The organism is Bacillus sp. FSL K6-1145 (genome assembly GCF_038003425.1).
Lineage (GTDB): Bacteria > Bacillota > Bacilli > Bacillales > Bacillaceae > Bacillus > Bacillus pumilus.
This window is the reverse complement of the sequence record NZ_JBBOPC010000001.1, coordinates 287,577-309,717: the sequence shown is the minus strand read 5'-3', so window position 1 is coordinate 309,717 and position 22,141 is coordinate 287,577. Positions and strand designations below refer to the sequence as shown.

Genomic DNA, 22,141 nt, shown 5'->3' with positions numbered 1-22,141 from the left:
AGTTTATACGCCGTATTACTCGTAAATCCTATAGAATGCTTCATAAACAACATATTTTACGGGGTATTTCCTCTCATCAGACAATATTTTACTTGAAATTCCTAATTGTGCTAAAAAATAACTCAAATCCTCACCATAGCGGACTTTTTCAAACATGGGTGAACCATTCCCCTGAACAGGATTTACCCGAAAATGGTCACATAGAAACCTTTTTCATTCAAATTTTAATTAAAATATTAAAAAACTGCCTGCAACTTTAGTTACAGACAGCTTATTTTTTAGGACTCTAGTGCAGCTCGCTTAATATTATCTTGCAATTCAAGCATACGCTTTGTTCCATCTTCGCGTAATCGTTTGTTTTCTTCTTCGATCTGTTTTGTCTCTTTCATCCCTTGTACAATCGTATTAAAGGAAGATTCGATCGTTTCAATGTCGATACTTGGACGTCCAGACAATTTGGCAATCTCTACACTTTGGCTTGAGATGTTTTCAGCATTTCGTTTCAGCATTTCATTTGTTCTTCTATCCAGCTCACTCATTGAATCAGCCACAAGCTTTTGTCTTTTCGCTGTCACAGCTTGAATGATGCCATTTTTAAAGATCGGAATCGTGATAATGAACGCTGAGTTGATTTTACCGATTAGTTTCGTATTCCCACGCTGCAGCAAACGAATTTGCGGTGCTGTTTGAAGAGCCACCATCCGTGCCATATCAAGGTCATATACACGCTCTTCCAACGCTTGAATGCCGTTACGAAGTGTATCAAGCTCCATTTGTGCGAGCTGGTTTCCACTAACTGCTTTTTCTTCATAAGAAGGAACCAATTGCTTTAATTCCTCGATTTTCATTTGACCTGCAACGACATACTTTTCAAGCTCCATATAGTATTGAATGTTATGCTCATACATTTCTTCAAGCGTCACAGTCGATTTGGTCATTTCATCTTTATATTTACTGATTTCCACATTAATTTTTTCAATCTCTGCACCGAGCGTTTGATATTTACTGAAAATCTTTTCAATCATGCTGCCGCCGCGTTTAAAGATTTTTGACAGTAAACCACCCTTTGGCTCGTCAAAATCATTTTTATCAAAACGATCCATAATTTTTCCAAGCTGCGTCAGCATCGTTCCTGAGTCAGTGACACTAGTTGAACGCATCATCGAAAGAATACGATCAGAGAACTTAGAGATTTCAACGGCCGGCTGTTTTCCGTATTCAAGCAGCTCCAGCTGATTTTTCGCATCGATCTGTCTCGCAATATTTTGCACTTCTGGTTCATTTCGAAGCTGAACGCGAATATCGTCTGCCTTCTCAATGGAGATTTCCTCTTTATCAATTGAAATGATGTCATTTCCGTTTGTATTTGTCATAAGCTTTGATCTCCTTATCGGTTTTTAATGGATTGAAATAATTTTCTAACGATGGACGGCTCTTTAAACTCCTGGTTCATAACCATCTCATCAAGCCAATGGGTATCAAATAATTGGTCATCTATATACCGCTCAATACACTGGTATCCCGCCGGATGATACACGAAGAGATCCACACCCATTTCATTTAGAAAAATCAGGGCAGCCGCATCAGAACGAGTCAGCTCACCATTATATTCCGTATGATATAAAATCACTTTCGGTACGGTTTGTGCATAATCAAAGGTTTGAATGAGTTCAATGAGCTCCTGGCCGATATGCAGTACCTGTTTGAATAAATAAATACGGACATCTAATTCAGTCTCATTGCCTTCTTTTAATAGCTTCGGATGCTGACAGATTCGAGATATCGCCTCTGCTATCGCACGCTGCGTCCCCTCATATAGATGAGAAAACTGCCACACGTTGCTTTTCATTAATAATTCAGGATCAATCTCTCCAGCAGACGAAAGGGCATGCTGATAATGAAATTGATAATTCGAAGACACTTCTTTCGTAAAAGGAAAATGGCGAATGGTCTTCGTCTCTTTCCATTCCATTAACGTGTGGATACGATCCCAGTATTCACGCTTGTCTCGTGTGACTCCCATCATTTTCGCAAAGAGGTTCGGAATCTGTATCGTGTCGCGGTCTGCTTGAAAATTAGGGCGGATAAAGGAACGTTCCTTTGCAATTAAAAACAGCTCATCATACGTTGTCTTCAGCGTAATAGAATGAGGAGTATGATCTCTGAATTGCCAAGGCTTATACAGCATTGAATCTTCCGTGTGGAGCACCTCTTCAAGCTCTCTTGTCGAGCGGTACGCCACCGTTGACTTCCTCTCAGGCTTTTCAGTAGGGAACGGTTCCAGCTTTGAAGTCCCCGGATACTGATCAATAAAAGTCAGCTTTTCTTCTGGATCTAGTTCGCGGAACGAATCCTCGCCCTCTGGATGAAATAGCACAACATCACAGCCAATCAGCATGACATAGTAAAGAAAATAAAGCTGACTTTTATTCGCCTCTCCATACCAAATGACAGCCGGCATTTTTTCTTCTATATTGACTTCCTTCAGCCATGGACCTAGATGATTATTTGAAAACTTCACTACATCCAGGAGTACCCGGCGGAAATCAGGATGCTGAAATCCCCCTTCATGCAGCTGTTTGAAATGCTCAAACACCTTGATCAATGAAAGGCGGATATGCCGGTTCATCACAGGGTTTGGATGGCGTACAATCAGCTGTTCACCATCTAAGAAAGCCACAAAGCGATTCACAGATAATCCCTTTTCTTCTTGGTTAATCAAATGAATGCGTTGAAGCGCTTGAAAATGCTCCGGCTCAATATGACGATTGAGCGTTTCACTTAAAATGTGAACGCCATCTGTTTCATATAATTCATGTAAATAAATAAAATAATCGGTTGCATCATGCGGAGTTCCAAGGACCCGGGCGGCGAGACGCGGCAAGGACAATGTATGCTCGTCCTTTACATAACCGTCTCTTTCAGGGAGCGGCTTTTTCAGCACGTTTTTCCAGGCTTCCTGCTCCGCCCGTGTTTGGTTAACATTGATTTCTTTATAACTCACGCCGCTCCTTCCTTTCTCCTATATTTTCTCGAAAGCTACTACTATCATATCATTCACCCTTCTACTTCTGCTATCGAATCGAAGGCTTTTTTGCGGTCGTCATCTGGTTCATGACACAAGCGGTGATTTCATCTGCTGCTGCCATGCCAGATGCTGCTGTCGGCTCAAGTAATGGATCAAAGTCGAGCACTTCTCCATGCCTTGGGGCAAAGCCCATATCTGCCTGTCGAATGAGACCTGCATCTAAGAGGGAATCACCCGCACCGTATACATATTCAAGCTCCAGCCGCTCCTTTAGAAAAGCAACAGCATCCCACTTATTGAGCGGTGACGGAATAAAGTAAAGCTTCCGTCCTTGTAGAGACACCTGCCAGCCTCTCTCCTCGCCCCACTGCTTCAATTCAGCAAGTGGAATGCGAGACAGATACTCATCTTTCATAATCAAATAAAGAAATCTTCCCTCTGCTGTCCGGGTACGCTTCACCCATGCGGCAACTGGAAGTTCGGAGATGGCTCTTAGCATCTCTCTGACTGACATACACGCTTTGAGCCTCTCATCAACGATGACCTGCCAATTCTCAAGCGGCTTGCCGTGATGAAGGATACAGCCCCCATTTGTCGTGATGGCATACTCCGGTTTGAGCTCTTGCTGAAAGAAGGTGATCCGTTCATACTGAGCGGTCGTTCTTGTCGTCACTGGAATAAACCAGCCCAATTGATGAATCTTCTGCAAGGATTTTTTCGTTTCAACCGACATATAGGAAAGCGGACGTTCATCCAGCATCTCAACTAAATCATAATCTCCTTCATACTCATACTGATCCAGCACTCGGTGTGAGTAAATCAGTGTCCGGTCTAAATCGCTGGCAAACGCACTTGTCTTCATGACGTCTGCTCCAGCGGACGAATGAGTCCACAGCACGTATAGGACATATTGGCATATTCAATGACAGGAACGCCTCTGTCCTCTGCCAAAAGCAAAATATGCTTTAGCTTCTCCTGAGACCCAGGCTGAATCAAGATTTTCCAAGGGATTCTTCTCAGCAGCACACGAGTCGTCTCACCAACACCCGGCTTAATCAAATGGGTGTTTTCAATTTGAAACTCCTGACCGATCGCTTCAATGGACGCCATCCCTCGCCAATCCGCAGGCATTCCGTGCGCGAGGATGGTTTCTGCTTTCTCTTCTACATTTGGTTCGAGGCTAGAAAATGCTTCTTCAATTGTATCCACATACAGATTGGATACATCCTCTTCAAGCAGCTCTTCATAATATTTTGCCCCATGGAAATCATCGGCATTGATCCAGCGGTTGTTTAGTACGGTACGACTAACAAGTCCAGATACAGTCGAATTCAGGCAAGCACTTGGAATGAGAAAATCCTCTCTCGTTCCGTAGACATGTGTACAATAGCCAGGATCAGCGAGTACAGCTAGTTCACTAGAAAGACGAATACCGTACTTTCTTTCAAAATCAATCACCGCTTTTTGGAGCTCTCTCGAAATCGCACCTTTTCCGGTCCATCCATCAATAAAGGCAATCTCATAGCCCGGATGCTCCTTGAGCATATAATGCAGCGCATTCTCATCTATTCCTCGATCACGAATAATCGAGATGCTGTAATGAGGCAGTTCAAGACCATATGTCTTTCGAATATATCGTTTGATAAGTACCCCGATCGGCGTTCCCGCTCTAGCCAAACTGCAAAGCACCGTTTGGAAGCCTCGCTTTTTCACAATCTGTTCTGCTACAACAGCTACTGCTTCTGCTACCTTCTCCTTACTTTCTTTCAGAGATTCATAGAATAAATCCATATAAGATTCCGTTGGTTTATATTCAATCGGCAGCATTTCTGAATAATGGGCACCACTCTGAATCGAACGTTCCCGCTCCTCTGTACTTTTCTCCATCTCAATGGATGATAAATCTTTGAGTAAGAAGGTTACATCCTGCTCTGGATAGCTTCCCATCTTTGTATACACATTAGCCATTCACCTTCACCTCGTCTGATAAAGTCACAATATGCACATGCTTCACATGCCGCTCGGCAAATAAATGAACAAGCGGAAGCAATGCCTCCTGAGAAACCTTTTTCTCAAAGAAGAGAAATACATCATCGTATTGACCTTTTGGTATGTTGTACACGTAATGCTGGATTCGAGCATCCTCTGGATTCACAAAGGTGAACCCATTTTGAACAGCGTATCCATCCTTTTTAACTGGATGAATTGGGCTTCTCGTCGTTGAATGAAAGAGAACGCCCTCTCCCATATGTGCAGCCACTCTCATCGGCACATACATCAGCTCACCTGTTCCTAAACAAAGTGTCTGCTTTCCTTTGCGATCCTGCTTTAGTTGCAGCCCAGCCTCTGCAGCTGCTCGGTCGATGGCTGCCGTATCTGCTGCGTTTAAACCAAAACGACCCGTTTCATGTATATATGGCGAATGACCAGCCGAATTGGTTGCATGAGAACGTGCATATGGCTCTTGCTGAAAGAAAGATTGAAGGGAGTGAACAGAGAGACTTGGCAGATCCTTTTGCTCAGCTATCTCATACGAATAAGCTGGTTCATCCAGCGTTTTGCCTCGAAAAACCATTTGCCCTTTTAATAAAGACAGTGAGGTGATGTGAATACCAAGCTCCTTTTCAAGCTCACACATGGCTTTCTCGTGCTCCTCTGTCCGCCAGTCTAAAATAGAAAGAATCGTGTAAGAATGCCGTGGGTGCTTTGCATGAAGGTCCCGAATGATATTGATATTCGTACGACCTGTCGTGACTTCATCATCTACTAGCACGATGGGACGGTTTGTGCGAAGTAATGCTTCGTCTGCATAACAAAGCTGATCCGTTGCATGCGAATGCTCTTCTTCAAATACCAATGAAGGATCAAGATCCAGCAGCTGTTCACGTGTCGTATGAATGTAAGATGCTCCTTCTAATACGTCATACACACCGTGGCCAAGAGCTGTGGCTGTTTCTGCAAAGCCGATCACGATCGGCTGTTTTCCTGTTGAAAGCTTCTCTTTTTTGAGCGCTTCGTAGGCTTTAGTTAATACCGTGTGGTCATCCGTCTTGAGTGCTTCTACTAAAAGCTCTTGATATGGAGACGTCTTGCCTGTTTGCTCTTTGGCATACGCCATGGCTAAAAGTCCCGAGACAAGGAGCGGTTTTACTGGATGAACAGGAATGTGCTTACCGAGCACCTTACTAACGAATAAAAAGGCTCTTTTTTTGTTCACCCTTGCAGCCATGTCAAAAAGATGCTCTTTTTCTAGCTGAAGCGCACCTTCTTTGAGAACAAGCTCAACTTCCATATGTTCCAAGATGCTCAGCGTATGCGGCTTCTGTTTCTGTGAGTATGTCGATATAGCTTCTATTTTCATGAAACACCCCGTAAATATCTGACTTCATTAAAATGTGCTCTGCCCATCTGTAATGGGGCTTCGTTTCATTCATTTTATTAGAGAAGGTACTCTTCATTACGCCAACTGTGCCGTCTGCATGTTCAAGAATGCTTAATGCATCCATATACTCTTCCTTCGTCACAACATACATGCTTTGAACCGGCTTGAGATGTGTTGGATGAATGACCGTCTTTCCGTGAATGCCGTTAGCCACATCGAGTTTTGTCTCCTTGAGTAAACCTTGTACGTCATCAAATTCAGATGAAGACGATTCGCCACTCTTATGAGAAAGTGCCCGGATGAATGGCTTTTGTTCCTTTCGTGCAGGGCCAAAATGCTCCCACACAGCACCTGATACCACAAAGGAACGGCCAAAATAATTGATGATATCTGTGATCAGATCAGCAATCAAATTAATTTCATAAATGGTCGTGTCACGATCACGGCGAATCCCGTACAAACCGCAAAGATCTGTTGCCCCAATGCGAATATTCAAAATATATTCCTCGTCATTCAGCAAGATCTGCTTTAACTCTGACAACACCGTATATCTTGTTTCTTTTTCTAGTAAATCAGGTGTTTCCAAAATGGGCATCCCATAAAGTGTTGTCTGCGTTTGGGACGATGCCTGTTTCAGACTGTCCAAATAATCCTTCGCATTATGAACCGAGTACTTCGGGAACACAAAACCGGTAAGTAATTGAAGAGAGGAACCGAGCAAGTCTGCCATTTTGAGCAGCTGTTTCGGCGAACGAACGCGAATAAATATAAGAGGCAAATGTTCAGCCGTTTCAGGCGCATGCGTGACTTTCTCTTTGAGACTGGCCAGTTGTGCCACTAGATTCTGTTCAGCCATGTCCACTTCTTGATCACCGATGGCATCCTCCAAGCAAAATACAACAGAGCAAAGCGCTTCATATTTCTGCGACAGCAGCATATCTGCTATATCTTGTCTTGTCGCAGGCATATACAAAGTAGCACCTAATGCATGCGCAAGTACATGCCTCGGTGTCAGTGAATGCATCGCCCCCGGCCGCTTGAAAAAAAGATCGTGCTGCCTCGCCTCTGATAAAAAACGAAAATACCGCATGCTGTGCCACCTCCTGTTGTTTAGAGAAAATCAATAACCTGATGATTCAAAAAAGGATGGAGCCGCTAGTTCAACTCCATTCCTTTTTGATCGTCCTATTCTTCTTTTGAAGCCGCAGCTTCATTTGTCACATCTTGATGTTTCTTCTTATTGATTTTATGAACAATAAACGTTCCGATAAACGCTAGAATAATAATCGCAAAGAATGCAAGATGCGGAATTTCAATATGTGCAGCACTTAAGCCCATTTTGATAGCAATAATCCCGATGAGAATAAACGCGGTATTCTCAAGCTCTGGGATACGGTCAATGAGGACAAGGAATAACTGTGCCACTGTACGCATCATGAGAATGCCAAGCATTCCGCCTAATAGAAGAATCCATACTTCCTCAGATACAGCGAATGCCGCAAGAATACTGTCCACCGAGAAGGCAAGGTCCATAATTTCCACAGAAATAACGGTTGCCCAGAACACGCCAAATACGCGAATCATCCAGCCTTCTTTTTTCAATTCCTTCGCTTCGTCATCGCCGTCACCTAACCAGAAATGCTTAATGACAAGCCATGCTAAATATGCAGCTCCGAGAACCTTAATCCACCAGAACTTAATAAGCAGCATCCCCACGCCAATGAATAGAAAACGGAAGAAATAAGCGCCAATTAATCCGTAGGTTAATGCCTTTTTACGCTGCTTTTCTGGTAAATGTTTCACCATGACAGCTAATACAAGTGCGTTATCTGCTGATAACAATCCTTCAAGCACAACAAGGGTCCCAATGAGCCCCCAAGAGACAGGGTTTGTTAATACCTCTGCCCACATATGCCAATCAAAAAACGAGGCATACGTGTCCAACATATGTTTCAAAATGTCCAACTGGTTTTCCTCCTATAAGTGTAGAAGCATCAGCAGGCTTTCGCCTGCTGTTATTCTTGATCGCTGTTTCTTTCTCACTTTGGAAAAGGCCCTCATATGAGTCATTGGCAGCGCCTCTTGAATTTTGTTTCTCTCGTTTATACTTCTAACCCATAATTTTGACAAAGAGCTGCAAGTCCGCCAGAGAATCCGCTTCCGATCGCGTTAAACTTCCAATCGCTTTCGTGTCGGTACAATTCACACACTACGACAGCCGTTTCAATTGAGAAGTCTTCCCCTAAATCAAAGCGAATCAATTCTTCCCCGCCCTCTTCATTTACAACACGAACAAATGCATTTGAGACTTGTCCAAAATTCTGGCTGCGCGTCTCTGCATCATGAATCGTCACTGTAATTCCGATACGATCAATGTTAGCAGGAATTTTTGAGAAATCAACGAGAATTTGCTCGTCATCTCCATCTCCTTCACCCGTCCGGTTATCACCTGTATGAGTGACACTGCCGCTTGGGTGCTGAAGGTTATTATAGAAAACAAAATCTGTGTCTTGCTGACAACGATTGTTTGCATCCACTAAGAATGCCGAAGCGTCCAAATCAAATTCGGCTCCGCCAGAATATTTATTCGTATCCCAGCCAAGACCGATCATCACTTTCGTCAGTCCTGGGTTGGTTTTTGTTAAATCGACACGTTGTCCTTTTGAAAGCTGAATCGCCATATTCGTATCTCTCCTGTCTCCTGAAAATATGAAAACGGGTCGTTACCCGATATCTAAACCGAAGTCTGTTGCAATGCGGGCAAGTCCGCCTTGATAGCCCGATCCAACAGCCGAGAATTTCCATTCTCCGCCATGACGGTATAATTCACCTACAATAATCGCTGTTTCAATTGAAAAGTCCTCCGCCAAATCATAGCGAATGAGCTCTTCATTTGATGCTGCATTTAAAATACGCACATATGCGTTCGTGACTTGTCCGAAATTTTGACTGCGCGCTTCTGCATCATGAATCGTGATGACAAATGAAATCTTCTCAATACTCGCTGGTACAGCTGATAAGTCGATGTTGACCTGCTCGTCATCTCCGTCGCCTTCACCAGTGCGGTTATCGCCTGTATGAACGACACTGCCGCCACCGCCAGTTGTTTGATTGTAAAAGACAAAATCAGATGGTGAGCTTGCCTTACCTGCCGCATCTAAAAGAAATACACTTGCGTCTAGATCAAAGTCTTGTCCGCCGTCATACTTATTGACATCCCAGCCAAGACCAACGACCACTTTTGTTAAACCTGGATTTGTTTTTGTTAAATCAATTTTTTGACCTTTCGCTAAAGAAATTCCCACTAGGAACCTCTCCCTTCTAATTTAAATGTAGTTTCTCGTAATATCGGCAAGCTTCGCATCATTTGTACCGTCCCCAACAGCCGCAAACTTCCACTCATTCTCGTGACGATAAAGCTCTCCGACGATTAATGATGTTTTCCCTGCATACTCATCTTTTAAATTATATTTCACTAATTCTTGATTGTTTGAACGATCCACGATGCGAATGTACGCATTTTGAATCATACCAAAGTGTTGATTTCTTCTAAGGGCATCATAGATGTTCACAACAAACACCAATTTATTCACATTGCCCGGCACCTTGCTCAAGTTGACGAGGACTTGTTCATCATCTCCGTCTCCTTCACCAGTCAGGTTGTCACCTGTATGCTCGACACTGCCGCATTTGCTTTTCAAGTTGCCAAAATAAATCAAATCTTTATTTTCCGTAAACTTATCATTTTTCAGCATGAGCACTGAAGCATCACAATCAATATCAGCGCCGCCTCCGCCGCCAAACAGCTTTCCTAAAAATCCGCCGCCTTGTGATACAGGGTCCCAGCCAAGTCCAACTAGGATACTCGTTAGTCCTGCCTTCCCTTTTGTTAAATCAATACGTTGACCTTTTTCTAATGTAATCGCCAAATCAATCACTCCTCCAGCATAATAAAAATCTATTTATTAAGCGATGGACCCTATTAAAATCATCATACATGAAAATTCGACAAAATTCATGAAATGACATTGGAGCCTCTTACTCTTTTTTCTATTTACTAGTATATACGATCTACGTTCAAGATAGGTTTCAAACAGATGATATTTTTTTAACGAAAGATCCATGTTGAAAATGGTTCATGTCGTAAATGAAGTGTTTCATGTGAAACATTGTCGAAAATTCTTGTCCACAGCTCTTGCTGATAAATAGCGTATTGAAGTGGTTTCATATGTTGATATAGAAAAGATAAAGCATGAGATCAAAGGATAAACCCTTTCGTTTCCTTCCATCCGTGGATTTCTTTATACTTATATCCAACGTATTATCGAAAGGATGTTGATGATGCCATCACTTCACATATTAGATCAAGTCGCTATTCCTAAAGGTCAGACAGCGCAAGAGACATTGATTCACACAACGCAGCTGGCTCAGCTTGCGGAAACGCTTGGGTATGAGCGTTATTGGTTTGCTGAACACCACAGCACAAGAGGGCTCGCTAGTACAGCACCTGAAATATTAATGGCACATATTGCTGCTCATACATCGACCTTACGTACCGGGTCTGGCGGCATTTTACTTCCGCAGTACAGCCCCTTGAAAGTAGCAGAGGTCACGCGGCAGCTTGAGGCTCTGTATCCTGGACGAATTGAAATCGGTGTCGGTAAATCTCCGGGCGGGATTGAAAGGACGAGACTGGCTTTGACAGACGGCGTGCATAAAGACCTGTCTCAGTTTGACCGCCAGCTGAAGGATCTTCTATTTTACTTATCAGACAGCCTGCCTTCTGGGCACCCGCATGCAGGGGTCAAGGCTTCTCCGCTTGTTGATGCTCGTCCGCCAGTTTGGCTGCTTGGTCTAGGAGAAAATAGCGCCATGCAGGCAGCGGAACTTGGGATCAACTATATTTTTGGTCACTTTATCCACCCTGCACGTGGCAAACAAGCATTTGAGACGTATCGGTCTCACTTTTCTCCATCTGTCTTTTCCACCCAGCCGCACGCTATGTTTGCCGTGTTTGTCATTTGTAGTGAAACCGATGAAGAGGCCGAACGGATCGCCAGCAGTACAGATTTATGGCTGCTGCGTGTTGAAAAAGGACTAGACAGCCGCGTACCTTCTATAGAAGAAGCCAGTACCTATCACTACACCTCGCAGGAAAAGAAAAAAGTGTTACTAAACCGCCAGCGGATGATCGTTGGCTCAAAGACAACGGTGAAAGAGCAATTACTTAGCTTGATGGACCGATATCAAACGGATGACATCATGATTTTAAACAATTCATTTGATCCGATCGAAAAACAGCGCTCCTTCAAACGAATCGCCGAATTATTTTGAAGACAAAGGGCTGAAATAAAATCATTTTAGCCCTTTGTCAACGATCTGAAATGGGAAATGTAACATCAAGATGTCAAAATCCTTCCGCCTGTCATCTGATCGCAAATGTGTCTTCTAATCGTTAGCGAACTGTAAACGCATAAGGGGTGTACCTTTTATATAGTAGAGGTACATATGAAAGACACGTTTACAACGCTAGAAGGAAGGAGATGACAGGCCATGAATAAGAGACTCGAATGGGTCGATGCAGCTAAGGGAATTGGTATTCTGCTCGTAGTCATGGCACATGTGCCCATTCCAGATCCGCTCAAGCAATTCATTTACTCTTTTCATATGCCGCTTTTCTTTTTACTATCAGGCATGATGTTTCGATCATCCTCACGCCCTGCTCTGTCATTTATTCAGAAGAAAGCCAAGAGCTTACTCTTGCCCTATCTCTATTTCTCCATCATTACGTATGTTTTCTGGTTCACCGTTACTCGTTTTTTTGCCTTTAAGGGACAAACGGATATTGACCCTTTCGTTCCGTTTACAGGTATTTTTATATCCAATGCAGATGAAGCTAGACTCACACATAATCCAGCCATCTGGTTTTTAACGACGCTCTTTTTAGTGGAAATAATCTTTTTCTTTATGCACCGTCTGACAAAAGGGAAACCTGCTGTCTTGAGCTTACTGACCCTTCTTTGCGGAGGTGCTGGATATGCCTCTACCTTGCTTTTAAACCAAAGTCTGCCGTGGAATGCCAATGTCGCCTTGACGGCTGTTGTGTTTTATTCAATCGGATTTTTGACAAAGCAATGGTTTGTGGAATTAAAAACAGACCCAACCCTTCTTCTTTGTACAGGTCTGCTTGTACTGACGGCTTACATGCAAAGCTTTAATTCGCGGATTGATATGCGCGTGAATGACTATGGTGATCTTTTTCTTTTCTATGCATGTGCGTTGCTCGGTTCAGCTGCTGTGATTTATTTAAGTTTCAAATTCAAGTCGTCCCCAATTTTGACGTATCTCGGTCGAAATTCCATTGTTATTCTTGTCTTGCAGTTTGCCGGCATCGATATCATGAAAGCATTTGTTTATTATGTACTTGGTATCAATATTGCAGATACAGCGCAGCTCTCTTGGACTCTCTTTTACACGATCGGAACATTGCTGCTCATGGTGCCATGTATCTCCTTCCTAAGCAAATACCCGATGCTACTCGGCAAACCAGCCAAAGCCGCACACCGCTACGAACAAAAAACATCCGCCGGCTAATTGGGCGGATGTTTTTTTGGATTAATCATTGATTTGAGAAGGGTAAAGCGTCATTCCTCCATCTACAAATAAAGTGGTGCCTGTGATATACGAAGCTTCCTTAGATACGAGAAATGCAGCAGCGGACCCAATCTCCTTCGGTTCACCAAATGCTCTCATCGGAATCTTTTCAAGCTGCTTTTGTTTTTTCTGTTCATCCTGCAAATCATCATTCGATTCGGTCGCCATTGTACCTGGTGCAATTGCATTGATCCGAATCCCTGCTTCTGCATAATCAAGAGCCAGCGTTTTTGTCATCATGTTCATTCCGCCTTTGGAAGTGGAATAGTGAACATTGAACGGGCGCGGTATTTCCTGATGGACACTGGATATATTTAAAATAGACCCTTTGATGTCATGCTCCATCATATAGGCAATTGCGACCTTTGCCCCTAAAAAGGCGCCTGTGATATTGACATCAATGACTTTTTGCCATTGCTTGAGCGTCATCTCATGCGGCATCGCTTCTTCACCATTAAAGCCTGAATTATTGACGAACACATCGACTGTTCCGAAATGCTCCAGTGCTGTATCCATGATGGATTGAATTCCTTCCTCTTTGGAGACATCTGCGTGTACTTTCACCGCCCTACCTCCGCGCTGCTGAATGGCTTGGACCGTTTCTTCAGCACCCTCTTCATCACCTTTATAGTTCACAACCACATTCATCTGCTCTTGTCCAAATCGTAATGCGATGGCTTGTCCGATTCCTTTTGAAGAACCTGTGACAATGGCTGTTTTCCCTTTTAAATCTTGATACATCTGTATTTCCTCCTATCACGTGCTTCATCTTGTTGATACACAATGGTTACCCATTTTGAAAAAAAGAAAAACACAATCCTCTACAATCGTTGACTAAGAGGATTGTGCTGTTCATCAAGCTAAAAGGTGTTATAGACATTTTCACAAGTTTCAGCGGTTGGCTGATAAAAGCAATGAGACTTATACCTTGCCACAAACGGCTGATTGTACCATGTCGGTGGACAATTACCAGGCGGCTTAAAATACCAAAGGCTGAATTTTGCTGGCCAAAATCGTTCTCCGTTAATATTCCTCCGTGCAAGTGTTTTTTCTGTTTCTCGTGCTCGTTGATAAAAATAACCATGCGTGACTGCTTCAAATGCATGCTCCTGATAAATCATTTGTGGAATCGTACGCAGCCCTTTAAAGTCAGAGCAGTTGGCACGCAACCGGTTGATGCCCACATTTCCTACAAGCAGCATCCCTTGCTTCCCTTCACCTTCTGCCTCCGCTCTCAGCAGTCTGGCCATGAGGTCAATATCAGAGCTTGTCGCTCTTACCACTGCCATACATCCACCTCCATTCGTTTCTCTTTTATTTTATGTAGGGTTTCTGTGTAGATGACTGCCATTTTGAAGGGAAAAGACACATTCCGTGTCGAGAGCCTGTCTAAACACCTCAACATTTTGCTGGACATGTGTCTCTCTGCCAACAACACACAAACCTAGTGATCATGCACATTACAGGAAAAAATATTCATTACTATAGACTCACTTACAAGTCATAAAAATCCTTCTAATTGCGACACCAGCATCAAAAACAGTCATTTGAACCTATTCAACAATCCGACTCAAAACCTTAAAATATAAAATATTGAGTTTTTACAGGAGACATCAAATCATATTTTACAAGTTTCTCCTTTCAACTTAGTGTCATTTTTACTACTTGAAGCTGTGCGACCTTAGAAACGCACTGAAGTATTGACAGTACTTCCGCTTCATTCTACAGTAAAAAACATACAGTATTTTTCTTTTTGTGCAAAAAGAATGATATGAACTAAAGCTTTTCAATAAAATTCATCATAAACCCGAGGAGGAAAACACGTCATGTTTAAAAAGAAATTATCCCTGTTTCTTCTGATCTTATGTGTCACTGTTGTCGCTGCTGCTTGTAGTGGTGGAAAAGAAAAGTCAGCTGCAAAGGAAAAAGATACAAAATCTCTTGATGCAGCAGAGGTAAAGGTAGAAAGTGCTGAGTACACATTACCACCTCAATACGATACATCTGTACAGGATGATCAGTATGTACTAAAAGTGAACGTATCTGTAAAAAATATCAGCAAAGAGCCTCTAAATGTTGATAAAAGCAACTTTACGCTTTACCAAGATGACTCACAGGTGTCTACGATCTCTCCAGATGACTACAATGAAGTATTATCTTCAAGCTCTCTAAATGCAGACAAAGTATCAAAAGGCGGTCTTTTCTTTGTTGTTGATAAAGACAAAGACTATCAGCTTGTGTACAATGAGCCAGGTAGTGGTTCTAAAAAAGATGACAAAACACTAGAATTCGATATTAAAGGTAAAGACTTAATGAAAAAAGCAGATACACTTCAAGCATCTGCAAAAGCTCTTTCTTCTTATATTGATGTGATGATTTTCGGTAAGAATAACGACGAGTTCGAAAAACTAACAGGTGATAACAAATCAACTGTAGTCAACCAATTTGATAAATCATTCAAACAAGGCTACATCACGTCATCAGGTATTTCTTCTAGCTCAGCGAAGGACGAAAACCTTGATAAGCTTCTAAAAGCTGTGAAAGAAACATTAGCTGAAAAATCAAAAGTATCAACAAAAACAAAAGCGATCAGTGGTGATAAAGCTGTTGTGACTGTAACTCTTACACCAATTGATGCAAGCCCGCTTGTCGATCGTTTAAAAGAAAAAGCGACTGAGTTCTACAGCAAAAACCGTTCAGCTTCTTACGATGAAGCTCAAAAATACCTACTCTCGATCTACCCAGAAGAGTTCAAAAAATTAGGACCATCATCTTCTGAAGAAACAGTAGAAGTCAACATGAAGAAAAATGACATCGACCAATGGAAACTTGATTTGAACGATTACAAAACAAGCTCATTAGTTGAAAAGTTCATCAAGAACTAATAAAAAACCCCCGATGCCGGGGGTTTTTTGTTATGATTTATAATCTAGTTTGGCGAACGTGAACCCCCTCTATCATAAAAAACCAGAATATAGTCAAGTTACCTTACCCTTGACAACATTTCTTTCTATAATCAGTGTTCCATTTCTTTAGCTTGATCCCTATGAGATATTCAATCCTGATTATTATTTTTTGTACTTAAGATTTTTTTTCTGCTTATTTGTGTTAAAGATGAAATGTAAACTCGAAGTAAAAAAATGTACTCTTCATTCTTTATTTCTATTGAAGATATTATAAATCTAGCTTCTTTCCTAACTCATTATAAAAGTAAACCATCATTTTCATTCACCAACTCTTTTTTTCGATTTAAGTTATTCCTCAATAAAACTCTTCGAAATATAAATAATTCCATTTTTATAAAATAATCAAAAAAAGGTTCTATATGCTCATTTTAAGGTGATTTTAAACTTTTTATCATTGTTATTGTGCTAGAATTAGTAACTACTTCAAAGAGAAAATTTACCATGAAATTAAATCATTTTTTAAGTTAATCGCTAAATGAAGTCAAAAAAGGATATTTGGTCTATTTCTTCTAGTCAGGCAGAAGTTGTTGCAGCTGGAGCTAATACAAAAGGTAAACCATTTAAAGAAGTAGATAGATACAAAGGTAAGCCGAAGAAAGGTTATTATTATCACTGGCATCCCTATAAAAGAACTCCAAAAGCTCATTCATTCTACGGAGGTCCTGTTAAATAGTTAATAGAGGTGAATCATGTACAATTACGAAAAGCTATATAAACAGTATTTATATAAAAAAGATCAATTGATTTTTACTAAAGAACAAGTCGTTGAAATGATAACGTCTAAATTTCAAGCTAGAGAATTTTCAAAAACAAAGATTTTAGATTTAGTAAATGATGATCACTTTGAATATACTAAGATATATAAATGTTTTGTCATTGATGATCCGAGTATATTGATTCAATTGTTTTCGAATGAGGAAAGAAAGGATCACCGTGAAGAAGTACTTTATAATCGTCTTCATCCGTTAAATCCTAAAAGAGTGAAAGAATGGGAGTATAATCACTTATTGCTTGATGAACAAGAAGGTAGAAGAATTGATATCATTTTAGAAAGTAAAGATGGGTTATATAATTCAGAATTTCAAGTAAGAGCTAGTTGCGAAAAGCTTGATAGGTATATAAATGCTTTAATTGTAGGCGCACTTATCGAAAATGAGTTAGAAGAATATCCAGTTGATATTCATGACGAGTATTTTCAATTTTATTTAGAGAACTTGGATCAATTCGGTTTCTTAAACTGAAAAATACGGTGATCGGCATTCACCTGAAAACGCCCTCTATCATAGAGGGCGTTTCTTTATTTTGCAAGCATCCATTTTTCTTTCATAAACAAGCTTCTCACGATGACAAACAAGATGACGACTGCGAGGGCTGAGGAGCCGAGTGTCAGAGTGACGGCCATCGGATCAATGATCCCAAACATCAATTGCTTACAGAGCGCATGAATATTGAGGAATGGGACAGCAAAGTAATACGTATCTAGCTGCGTAGCACCTGCTCTCATGGTAAAGAACATTGGGATCACACCTAATGTAATGATCATGGACATGTACGATTGCGCTTCTTTCACTGAGCTTGAAACGACACTGAGTAGCAGTTCAATCATCGATACCATGAAGGAGAAGATGATGAGCGCCGCAAACATGACGCCGATAATGCTCCACATTTGATCACCAAAGTTCAGTGCTTGTTTTAGCTTTTCTGTAAAGAGCAGCGTGGATAGTAGCAGCATGCCGATCGCCACAATTCCGCTTAAAATCCCGAACATGGAGACAGCCAGCCATTTTCCGATGAGAATTTGGAGTCTGCTGGCAGGTGTCAGGAACAACGCTTCAATGGATTTTCGGTCTTTTTCACCCGCTACAATATCAAGCGCAGCTGGCAAAGCACCTGAGATGACGGAGGTCACCAAAATCATTGGAAGAAGAATCGACAAAAGCATAGAGGTCATGCCATTTTCTCCTTCATCGCCCTCTTCTACATCAACAGCCTGCACCTGAAATGGATGAACAACAGACGTATTGATTTGATCAGCGGCTAAACGCTTTTCTACGACTTGGTTTTGATACTGCTCCAGTAAGGATTGCAGCATTTGAACCGTTATCACCGAATCATCATCTGTTGTGTACCCATGAATTTTAATCGCAAATGATTGTTGATGCTGAAGCATGTCGTCTGCCTCTTTCGGCATTTCCAGATAAGCATTCGCCTTTCCATCTTTGACAGCTTGCTGCGGGTCATCAAATGTTTCAAGTGTGAGGTTTTTGACCTCTTTGATCATTTGATTCATTTCAGTTGGAAGCTGTTCATTCACTGCGACCGTATAGGTTTCATTTCCTGGATCTGCAATCATGCTTTCATAAAAGAACACCAATCCAAGCATCGTCAAAAGAGGTATCAGCACTGTTAAGAGTAGCGTTTTTCGGTCTCTTAGCGCATCTGTCATTTCTTTTAAAAATACGGTTTTCCACATTATGAAATCCCCCTAGCGAGCTTCGACATAAAGATATAGTTCAAGTCATCACTTTGTTCCTGTGTATATAATTCTGGAAGTGTCCCTTTATACACAAGCTCTCCTTGATGAATCATCATGACACTGTCACAAAGCTGGCTGACTTCTTCCATGATGTGGCTTGAAAAAAGGATGGTTTTATTTTGCTGCTTGAGCTGATGAATAAAGTCTCTGAAAATATTACTTGATGTAATATCCAAGCCTGTTGTCGGCTCATCAAATAAAATAATGTCAGGATCATGAATCAAGGTTCTGGCAATCGCCACCTTTTGTTTCATTCCTCTTGAGAATCCTTTCACCTTGCGATCCATGTATTGTCTCATCCCAAAACGCTTTGCCAAATCCTCTATTCTTGCTTTGATTTCATGCTGATCTAAGCCATACAATTTGCCAAAGTATTCAAGGTTTTCTCGTGCCGTTAAACGATCGTAAAGCCCCGTCTCACCGCCAAACAAGACACCAATTCGCTTTTTCACTTCCGTAGATTCTTTCACCGTATCAAAGCCTGCGACAGTGACTGATCCGTGCGTAGGTTCTAATAATGTGGCTACGGCGCGTAATAATGTGGTCTTCCCTGCACCATTTTCTCCTAGGATGCCAACGACTTCCCCTTCCTTCACGGAGAACGTCATATGTTTCATCGCTTTCACGACTTTTTTCTTATCTTTAAACCAGCAGCTGCAATCGCTGAGAGTAATCATGTGGTTCGCCCCTTTCAACTTTCTAAGTCTATGATAGAAAAAATAACGCTTCCCTGACATAAAAATGTCGCGAAACGTCCTTTTTCTGTCTTGAAATGATCTATTTTAAAAAACAAATGATAAAATAGACAAATAATACGATGAGTCATAGGTGATTTTTATGATAAAAGTAGGTCTCGTTGACGATTACCGAGTAGATTTAGAAAAACTGCATGCCATTGTAGGCAGAATGGAGACTGTGGAGATTGTCTTTGTCACGCAGTCAGCAGAGGATGCTTACGAGAAGGTCAAAAAAGGAGATATTGATCTGTTGTTCGCAGACATTGAAATGCCCGGAATGTCCGGTTATGAATTAGCGGATCTCATTCACTCTCATGCACTGAATGTCGATGTTGTCTTTGTGACAGGAAACAGCGGATATGCGGTCCATGCGTTTGATTTAAATGTTCACGATTATATTATGAAGCCCTACCAAGCCGATCGAATTGCCAAATCCTTAGAGCGCTACATGTCCACCAAGCAGGAGAAAAGCATTCATGGACGGCTTCTCATTAAACAGCAGTCAGATATTCATGTGCTGCAAAAGAAGGATGTCATTTTTGTTGAGCGAACAGGCCGGTCAACCACCATTGTCACAACAACAGGGGACATCCAAACATATCAGACATTAAACGAGTTAAAGGGCGATCTAGCTGAAAAAGATTTTATCCGCTCCCACCGATCGTTTATCATCAATATTCATTACATTAAGAACTTCTCGGCGTATGCCAAAAATTCATTTATCGTGTCTTTTGAAGGTACAGATAAAAAAGCCATGATAACCAAGCAGCAATTAGAATACTTTAAGAAATACTATTTTTAAGGAGAACGAACGTGAACGCTTTCTATCTTGGATTCCGCATGTATGCTCTCATATGGCTAGGTCTTGCGTTTCATGCAGCTGCTGAAGCTATTCTGCCGCTATCATCAGGAGTGCTGTGGCTCCTCACTTTTTGTGTGATTTGTCTTTATACATTTTTCATATTCAAAAGGTTTTTGCCTCAGGTGAGTGGTTATGTGATGTTGGGCGCTTTTGTGCTCTTTACCTGTGCAGGTCTTTCCCTTTTTCTGACGCAAGGAAATGGATGGAGCTCTCTTTTAGTTTTGATCATCCTCATGACAACAGATATCCTTTCATTGAAGATGATGCAGACGGAGAGACGATTAAACGGGCGGCTTCAAGAGCTGATCAACGCAGAATCAAGAACCAATGAATTGCTGCTTGAGCTGCGCAGTAAACATCATGAAACAGCTAGACATTTAAATGCCTTTTCCGCGTCGAACGACGAGCACGAGATCAAGGATTTGATTCAGCAATACGTAAAACATTTCCCTTGGATGAAAGGAGAAAATGCCTATTTGGCCTCAACCCTGCATTCCTTTTTTAAACGGGCTGAAAAAGAGGACATTGACCTTTCTCTAGATTTTCAAGCACCTTTTTCATCGCTTCCCTTTTCTAAGGCGGAGCAGGTTAGTTTTACTGGAAACTTGCTTGATAATGCCCTAGACGCAGCGATTGAAGCGAAGCAAGCCGGGAAAGAGGGCAGCATCTCGATTGCGACCTCTATTCGGAGCGGGCTCTTCTTAATCCATTGTGAGAACAGCACAAAAGGAATGGAAAAACACGTGTTAGACCATTTGTTTAAAAACTTTGGCCGCTCGACAAAAGGCGGGGATCATCAAGGAATGGGGACGTATATCATTCATCAGCTTGTTGAAAAGGCAGACGGTACTCTTGATTTCACTTACCGGTCTCCACATTTGCGGCTTGTCATCAAAATCCCTCTCACGATGTCATAAAAAAAGGTGCAGCTAAGCACCTTTTTTGATTAAGAGAAAATGTGGTCAATTTGATTGATTTCCTCTTTTGTTAATTGAACTTCGTTTGTTTTTAGGTTTTGCTGAACTTGCTCAGCTCGTTTTGCACCTGGAATAATGGCGTCGATGCCGTCCTGTGCTAAAAGCCAAGCGAGTGCGACGTGTGCCGTTTCGGCGTTCTTTGATTGTGCAATTACCTTCAGCTTGTCTACTTTTTCGAGGTTTTGAAGGAACGCCTCGCCTTGGAAAAGCGGATCTTTTGCTCGAATATCATCAAATGTCACATCCTTCGTAAATTTACCAGTCAACAAACCTGACGCCAACGGGAAATACGGAATAAAGGAAATACGATGCTCGACGCAGTATGGGAGAAGATCCTTCTCTGCCTCACGTTTCAGCAAAGAATACTCTGACTGAAGCACATCTAAGTAGCCATCTCGATTAAAGGCTTGAAGCTGTTCAAAATCAAGGTTAGATGCACCAATGGCCCTGATTTTCCCTTCATCCTTCAATTCCTTTAATGTGCCTGCTACTTCTTCCAGCGGCGTCCGGCCGTCCGGGAAATGCATATAGTATAAATCAATATAATCTGTTTGCAGTCGTTTCAGGCTATGTTCGACCTGCTCTCTTAAAAAGTCCCGGCTGTTATCCAGCTCAATTTGTCCGTTTACTTCTTTATGAGCCCCCTTTGTCGCAAGGACAAGGTTTTCTCTACCGCCTCTTTTGGCAATAATCTCACCGATCAACTCCTCTGAACGGCCCAGCCCATAAATAAAAGCAGAATCTAAGAAATTGACACCTTGATCAAGAGCTGTCTCCACAAGCTCTCGTCCGGCATCTTCACTCAGGTTCGGGAACAAATTATGTCCACCTACCGCATTCGTACCAAGCCCTATCGGATTCACCTGTAAATTAGTTCGTCCAAGCGTTACCTTTTTCAAAAGCTCATCTCCCTTATCTGCTTAATCATCCTTATTTTCCCATGAATCCTTTCCAACATTCAAGTATCCTGCTCTCTGAAGCACCAACACCCTCACTTCA

The 22,141-nt window shown here is 41.8% G+C and carries 22 protein-coding genes; 7 read left to right on the top strand and 15 right to left on the bottom strand.

The window, feature by feature from the left end; translation table 11 throughout:
* Positions 1 to 278: 278 nt before the first annotated feature.
* The 10 genes from MHH41_RS01690 to MHH41_RS01645 all read right to left on the bottom strand — a co-directional run bounded on the left by MHH41_RS01690 (position 279) and on the right by MHH41_RS01645 (position 10,339).
* Entirely contained in the window at positions 279 to 1,373 is a 1,095-nt protein-coding gene (locus MHH41_RS01690; protein ID WP_251191166.1) for a toxic anion resistance protein, read from the bottom strand.
* Between the two features lie 14 nt (positions 1,374 to 1,387).
* Positions 1,388 to 3,004: a YceG family protein gene (locus MHH41_RS01685; protein ID WP_003217097.1), complete on the bottom strand. Its 1,617-nt coding sequence runs from the start codon at positions 3,002 to 3,004 to the stop codon at positions 1,388 to 1,390.
* A gap of 70 nt (positions 3,005 to 3,074) precedes the next feature.
* Positions 3,075 to 3,890, bottom strand: coding sequence for an HAD family hydrolase (locus MHH41_RS01680; RefSeq protein ID WP_268460062.1), 816 nt, complete (start codon positions 3,888 to 3,890; stop codon positions 3,075 to 3,077).
* Positions 3,887 to 4,996 carry a cysteine protease StiP family protein gene (locus MHH41_RS01675; RefSeq protein ID WP_106029646.1) on the bottom strand — a complete coding sequence of 370 codons (1,110 nt, stop codon included), beginning with the start codon at positions 4,994 to 4,996 and terminating at the stop codon, positions 3,887 to 3,889. The genes MHH41_RS01680 and MHH41_RS01675 overlap by 4 nt, the downstream gene beginning before the upstream one ends.
* Positions 4,989 to 6,320 carry a phosphoribosyltransferase family protein gene (locus MHH41_RS01670; protein ID WP_340866659.1) on the bottom strand — a complete coding sequence of 444 codons (1,332 nt, stop codon included), beginning with the start codon at positions 6,318 to 6,320 and terminating at the stop codon, positions 4,989 to 4,991. Before MHH41_RS01670 ends, MHH41_RS01675 begins: the two co-directional genes overlap by 8 nt.
* Positions 6,310 to 7,500: an HpcH/HpaI aldolase/citrate lyase family protein gene (locus MHH41_RS01665; RefSeq protein ID WP_340865463.1), complete on the bottom strand. Its 1,191-nt coding sequence runs from the start codon at positions 7,498 to 7,500 to the stop codon at positions 6,310 to 6,312. The genes MHH41_RS01670 and MHH41_RS01665 overlap by 11 nt, the downstream gene beginning before the upstream one ends.
* A gap of 95 nt (positions 7,501 to 7,595) precedes the next feature.
* Positions 7,596 to 8,375, bottom strand: a complete 780-nt coding sequence (locus MHH41_RS01660) for a TerC family protein (protein WP_012008834.1) — start codon at positions 8,373 to 8,375, stop codon at positions 7,596 to 7,598.
* Positions 8,376 to 8,512: 137 nt separating this feature from the next.
* On the bottom strand, positions 8,513 to 9,091 hold the full coding sequence (locus MHH41_RS01655; RefSeq protein ID WP_003216935.1) for a TerD family protein: 579 nt from the start codon (positions 9,089 to 9,091) through the stop codon (positions 8,513 to 8,515).
* Between the two features lie 42 nt (positions 9,092 to 9,133).
* Positions 9,134 to 9,715 carry a TerD family protein gene (locus MHH41_RS01650; RefSeq protein ID WP_003217119.1) on the bottom strand — a complete coding sequence of 194 codons (582 nt, stop codon included), beginning with the start codon at positions 9,713 to 9,715 and terminating at the stop codon, positions 9,134 to 9,136.
* A gap of 21 nt (positions 9,716 to 9,736) precedes the next feature.
* Complete coding sequence (locus MHH41_RS01645; RefSeq protein ID WP_340865461.1) at positions 9,737 to 10,339, bottom strand: TerD family protein; 603 nt, start codon at positions 10,337 to 10,339, stop codon at positions 9,737 to 9,739.
* A gap of 412 nt (positions 10,340 to 10,751) precedes the next feature.
* Between MHH41_RS01645 and MHH41_RS01640 the strand changes: the two genes are divergently transcribed.
* Together MHH41_RS01640 and MHH41_RS01635 are read left to right on the top strand one after the other, a co-directional pair.
* Positions 10,752 to 11,744: an LLM class flavin-dependent oxidoreductase gene (locus tag MHH41_RS01640; protein WP_340865459.1), complete on the top strand. Its 993-nt coding sequence runs from the start codon at positions 10,752 to 10,754 to the stop codon at positions 11,742 to 11,744.
* A gap of 219 nt (positions 11,745 to 11,963) precedes the next feature.
* Entirely contained in the window at positions 11,964 to 13,004 is a 1,041-nt protein-coding gene (locus MHH41_RS01635; protein ID WP_340865458.1) for an acyltransferase family protein, read from the top strand.
* Positions 13,005 to 13,025: 21 nt separating this feature from the next.
* Here the strand turns inward: MHH41_RS01635 and MHH41_RS01630 are convergent, their stop codons facing one another.
* Both MHH41_RS01630 and MHH41_RS01625 read right to left on the bottom strand, forming a co-directional pair.
* Positions 13,026 to 13,805 (bottom strand): glucose 1-dehydrogenase, encoded by a 780-nt coding sequence (locus MHH41_RS01630; RefSeq protein ID WP_335365101.1) that lies wholly within the window; start codon positions 13,803 to 13,805, stop codon positions 13,026 to 13,028.
* A gap of 119 nt (positions 13,806 to 13,924) precedes the next feature.
* A complete protein-coding gene (locus tag MHH41_RS01625) occupies positions 13,925 to 14,353 on the bottom strand; it encodes a cell wall hydrolase (protein WP_003217242.1) in 429 nt (142 codons plus the stop codon).
* Positions 14,354 to 14,890: 537 nt separating this feature from the next.
* Between MHH41_RS01625 and MHH41_RS01620 the strand changes: the two genes are divergently transcribed.
* From MHH41_RS01620 to MHH41_RS01610, 3 genes are all read left to right on the top strand, one after another.
* The gene (locus MHH41_RS01620) at positions 14,891 to 15,949 is read left to right on the top strand and encodes a DUF4352 domain-containing protein (protein WP_003217128.1); all 1,059 of its coding nucleotides are present in this window, start codon (positions 14,891 to 14,893) and stop codon (positions 15,947 to 15,949) included.
* 556 nt (positions 15,950 to 16,505) lie between these two features.
* On the top strand, positions 16,506 to 16,703 hold the full coding sequence (locus tag MHH41_RS01615) for a hypothetical protein (RefSeq protein ID WP_310427422.1): 198 nt from the start codon (positions 16,506 to 16,508) through the stop codon (positions 16,701 to 16,703).
* A gap of 16 nt (positions 16,704 to 16,719) precedes the next feature.
* The gene (locus tag MHH41_RS01610; protein WP_340865457.1) at positions 16,720 to 17,271 is read left to right on the top strand and encodes a hypothetical protein; all 552 of its coding nucleotides are present in this window, start codon (positions 16,720 to 16,722) and stop codon (positions 17,269 to 17,271) included.
* A 56-nt stretch (positions 17,272 to 17,327) separates the two neighbouring features.
* Here MHH41_RS01610 and MHH41_RS01605 read toward each other — a convergent pair whose 3' ends face one another.
* Positions 17,328 to 18,503: an ABC transporter permease gene (locus MHH41_RS01605; RefSeq protein WP_253621887.1), complete on the bottom strand. Its 1,176-nt coding sequence runs from the start codon at positions 18,501 to 18,503 to the stop codon at positions 17,328 to 17,330.
* Positions 18,503 to 19,243 carry an ATP-binding cassette domain-containing protein gene (locus tag MHH41_RS01600; RefSeq protein ID WP_003217123.1) on the bottom strand — a complete coding sequence of 247 codons (741 nt, stop codon included), beginning with the start codon at positions 19,241 to 19,243 and terminating at the stop codon, positions 18,503 to 18,505. Before MHH41_RS01600 ends, MHH41_RS01605 begins: the two co-directional genes overlap by 1 nt.
* 160 nt (positions 19,244 to 19,403) lie before the next feature.
* Here MHH41_RS01600 and MHH41_RS01595 point away from each other — a divergent pair, with 160 nt between their 5' ends.
* Together MHH41_RS01595 and MHH41_RS01590 are read left to right on the top strand one after the other, a co-directional pair.
* Positions 19,404 to 20,105, top strand: coding sequence for a LytR/AlgR family response regulator transcription factor (locus tag MHH41_RS01595; RefSeq protein WP_106032912.1), 702 nt, complete (start codon positions 19,404 to 19,406; stop codon positions 20,103 to 20,105).
* Positions 20,106 to 20,116: 11 nt separating this feature from the next.
* Positions 20,117 to 21,082 (top strand): sensor histidine kinase, encoded by a 966-nt coding sequence (locus MHH41_RS01590; protein ID WP_340865453.1) that lies wholly within the window; start codon positions 20,117 to 20,119, stop codon positions 21,080 to 21,082.
* 29 nt (positions 21,083 to 21,111) lie between these two features.
* Here MHH41_RS01590 and MHH41_RS01585 read toward each other — a convergent pair whose 3' ends face one another.
* On the bottom strand, positions 21,112 to 22,041 hold the full coding sequence (locus MHH41_RS01585; protein WP_340865452.1) for an aldo/keto reductase: 930 nt from the start codon (positions 22,039 to 22,041) through the stop codon (positions 21,112 to 21,114).
* Between the last annotated feature and the right edge of the window lie 100 nt (positions 22,042 to 22,141).

Bases quoted from the DNA above. Each gene is read 5' to 3' on its own strand.
- MHH41_RS01670 (WP_340866659.1), bottom strand. From the start codon at position 6,320: ATGGAAGTTGAGCTTGTTCTCAAAGAAGGTGCGCTTCAGCTAGAAAAA.
- MHH41_RS01655 (WP_003216935.1), bottom strand. From the start codon at position 9,091: ATGGCGATTCAGCTTTCAAAAGGACAACGTGTCGATTTAACAAAAACC.
- MHH41_RS01635 (WP_340865458.1), top strand. From the start codon at position 11,964: ATGAATAAGAGACTCGAATGGGTCGATGCAGCTAAGGGAATTGGTATT.
- MHH41_RS01600 (WP_003217123.1), bottom strand. From the start codon at position 19,243: ATGATTACTCTCAGCGATTGCAGCTGCTGGTTTAAAGATAAGAAAAAA.
- MHH41_RS01595 (WP_106032912.1), top strand. From the start codon at position 19,404: ATGATAAAAGTAGGTCTCGTTGACGATTACCGAGTAGATTTAGAAAAA.
- MHH41_RS01640 (WP_340865459.1), top strand. From the start codon at position 10,752: ATGCCATCACTTCACATATTAGATCAAGTCGCTATTCCTAAAGGTCAG.
- MHH41_RS01690 (WP_251191166.1), bottom strand. From the start codon at position 1,373: ATGACAAATACAAACGGAAATGACATCATTTCAATTGATAAAGAGGAA.
- MHH41_RS01625 (WP_003217242.1), bottom strand. From the start codon at position 14,353: ATGGCAGTGGTAAGAGCGACAAGCTCTGATATTGACCTCATGGCCAGA.
- MHH41_RS01675 (WP_106029646.1), bottom strand. From the start codon at position 4,996: ATGGCTAATGTGTATACAAAGATGGGAAGCTATCCAGAGCAGGATGTA.
- MHH41_RS01605 (WP_253621887.1), bottom strand. From the start codon at position 18,503: ATGTGGAAAACCGTATTTTTAAAAGAAATGACAGATGCGCTAAGAGAC.
- MHH41_RS01665 (WP_340865463.1), bottom strand. From the start codon at position 7,500: ATGCGGTATTTTCGTTTTTTATCAGAGGCGAGGCAGCACGATCTTTTT.
- MHH41_RS01610 (WP_340865457.1), top strand. From the start codon at position 16,720: ATGTACAATTACGAAAAGCTATATAAACAGTATTTATATAAAAAAGAT.
- MHH41_RS01620 (WP_003217128.1), top strand. From the start codon at position 14,891: ATGTTTAAAAAGAAATTATCCCTGTTTCTTCTGATCTTATGTGTCACT.
- MHH41_RS01630 (WP_335365101.1), bottom strand. From the start codon at position 13,805: ATGTATCAAGATTTAAAAGGGAAAACAGCCATTGTCACAGGTTCTTCA.
- MHH41_RS01615 (WP_310427422.1), top strand. From the start codon at position 16,506: ATGAAGTCAAAAAAGGATATTTGGTCTATTTCTTCTAGTCAGGCAGAA.
- MHH41_RS01680 (WP_268460062.1), bottom strand. From the start codon at position 3,890: ATGAAGACAAGTGCGTTTGCCAGCGATTTAGACCGGACACTGATTTAC.